Annotated in this window: 1 protein-coding gene; it reads right to left on the minus strand. The window is 69.3% G+C overall.

The genetic code is table 11. The features are described 5' to 3' along the window. Positions 1 to 469: SIS domain-containing protein (locus ABE505_RS17090; protein WP_346445857.1), on the minus strand; the 469-nt coding region annotated here is incomplete at both ends.

Genomic DNA, 469 nt, shown 5'->3' on the forward strand with positions numbered 1-469 from the left:
GTCGGTGCCGCGCGCCAGTGCGGTGTGGTAGGCCAGCAGTTGCACCGGGATCGTGTGCACGATCGGACTCAGCACGCCCACATGGCGCGGGGTGCGGATCACGTGCACGCCCTCCGACGGGCCGAAGTTGCTGTCGGCGTCGGTGAAGACGAACAGCTCGCCGCCGCGCGCGCGCACTTCCTGCATGTTGGACTTCACCTTCTCCAGCAGCCCGTCCCTGGGCGCGATCACCACGACCGGCATGTCGGCATCCACCAGCGCCAGCGGGCCGTGCTTGAGTTCGCCCGCCGGGTAGGCCTCGGCGTGGATGTAGGAGATCTCCTTGAGCTTGAGCGCGCCTTCGAGCGCGATCGGGTAATGCACGCCGCGGCCCAGGAACAGCGCATGCTGCTTGGGCGCGAAGCGCTCGGCCCACGAGGCGATCTGCGGCTCGAGGTTGAGCGCGTGCTGCACGCTGCCCGGCAGGTGG

The organism is Luteimonas sp. TWI382, from assembly GCF_039674545.1.
GTDB lineage: Bacteria > Pseudomonadota > Gammaproteobacteria > Xanthomonadales > Xanthomonadaceae > Luteimonas.